At 67.0% G+C, this 1,851-nt stretch carries 2 protein-coding genes; both read left to right on the top strand.

Going from position 1 to position 1,851, the window contains the following annotated elements; translation table 11 throughout:
• The coding region (locus tag ACIRS4_RS36385) for a beta-ketoacyl-ACP synthase II (protein ID WP_404204265.1) at positions 1 to 845 on the top strand (845 nt) is incomplete at its 5' end.
• Positions 846 to 1,006: 161 nt separating this feature from the next.
• The coding region (locus ACIRS4_RS36380; protein WP_404204263.1) for a carboxyl transferase domain-containing protein at positions 1,007 to 1,851 on the top strand (845 nt) is incomplete at its 3' end.

Below are 1,851 nucleotides of genomic sequence, written 5' to 3'. Positions count from 1 at the left end.
AGGTTTCGCCGCTGGCCGTTCAGATGGTCATGCCGAACGGTCCGTCCGCCGTGGTCGGCCTCGAGCTCAAGGCCCGCGCGGGAGTGGTCACTCCGGTCTCGGCCTGCTCGTCGGGTTCGGAGGCCATTGCCAACGCCTGGCGGATGATCGTCATGGGTGACGCCGACATGGTCGTCACCGGCGGTGTCGAGGGCTTCATCGACTCGATTCCGATCGCCGCGTTCTCCATGATGCGGGCCATGTCGACTCGCAACGACGATCCGAAGGGCGCCTCGCGTCCCTTCGACAAGGATCGCGACGGCTTCGTCTTCGGCGAAGCGGGCGCGCTCATGGTCCTCGAGACCGAGGAGCACGCCAAGGCTCGTGGCGCCACCATCCACGCCCGCCTCATGGGCGCGGGTATCACCTCCGACGGGTTCCACCTCGTGGCTCCCGATCCGGAGGGCAGCGGTGCGGCTCGCGCCATGCAGCGCGCGATGCAGACCGCGGGTCTGTCCGCTTCGGACATCACCCACGTGAACGCTCACGCGACCGCCACCCCCGTGGGTGACACCGCGGAGGCCAACGCGATTCACAAGGCCGGCGTCAAGCACGCCTCGGTCTACGCACCCAAGTCGGCCCTGGGCCACTCGATCGGCGCCGTCGGCGCACTCGAGTCGATTCTCACGGTGCTCAGCATCCGGGACGGTGTCGTCCCTCCGACGCTGAACCTCGAGAACCAGGATCCGGCGATCGATCTGGACGTCGTGCACGGCGCTGCGCGTCATCAGGACATCCAGTACGCGATCAACAACTCCTTCGGTTTCGGTGGGCACAATGTCGCGCTCGCCTTCGGCCGGTACTGACGCGCACTAGACGAACCGCGCACTTCTAGAACCGGTCAGTAAGACAAGTGGTCCCGGCAGGGGATTTCGGATCGAGATCCCGGACCCGAATCCCCTGCCGGGATTTCGACATTTCGCAGCCGCTCTCAGCGACCGCATTTTCCTCATGAGGAGAGTTTGCGATGACCATCATGGCCCCCGCACACGCGGACACCACGACCGATCCCCGTGACCCGCTGGGTCGGTTGCAGCGCTTCTTCGATCCCGGAACCGTTCTCCCGCTCCACCCCCGCGACAAGTCCGGCGTGCTCGCCGCCATCGGTGAGATCGACGGTGTCCGCACCGTCGCCTACTGCTCCGATGCGACCGTGATGGGCGGCGCCATGGGCGTCGAGGGATGCAAGCACATCGTCGATGCGATCGATACCGCCATCGACTCCAAGATTCCCGTTGTGGGCCTGTGGCATTCGGGCGGGGCGCGACTGGCGGAGGGCGTCGAGGCCCTGCACGCCGTCGGCCTGGTCTTCGAGGCCATGGTCCGCGCGTCCGGCCAGGTCCCGCAGATCTCCGTGGTGCTCGGCTTCGCCGCCGGTGGCGCCGCGTACGGCCCGGCGCTGACCGACATCGTCATCATGGCTCCGGAAGGCCGGGTCTTCGTGACCGGTCCGGACATCGTGAAGACGGTGACCGGTGAGAGCGTCGACATGGAGACCCTCGGCGGCCCGGTCACCCACGGCAAGAAGTCCGGCGTCTGCCACATCGTCGCCGATGACGAGCAGGACGCGATGCACCGTGCGCGCCGCCTGGTCTCGATGTTCGCCGAGCAGGGCGAATTCGACCTGGCCGCCGCCGCGCACGGCGATGTCGACCTCAAGGCCATGATGCCGGAGTCGGCCAAGCGCGCCTACGACGTCAAGCCGATCATCAACGAGCTGCTCGACAATGTCGACGGCGAAAGCACTTTCGAGGAACTGCAGGGCGGGTACGCCCGGTCCATGGTGGTCGGTCTTGGTCGCCTCGGTGGCCG

Origin of the sequence: Streptomyces sp. NPDC101166, assembly GCF_044768125.1 — a bacterium.
In the GTDB taxonomy this organism is placed as follows: domain Bacteria; phylum Actinomycetota; class Actinomycetes; order Streptomycetales; family Streptomycetaceae; genus Streptomyces.
This window is presented reverse-complemented; position numbering and strand designations above follow the sequence as displayed.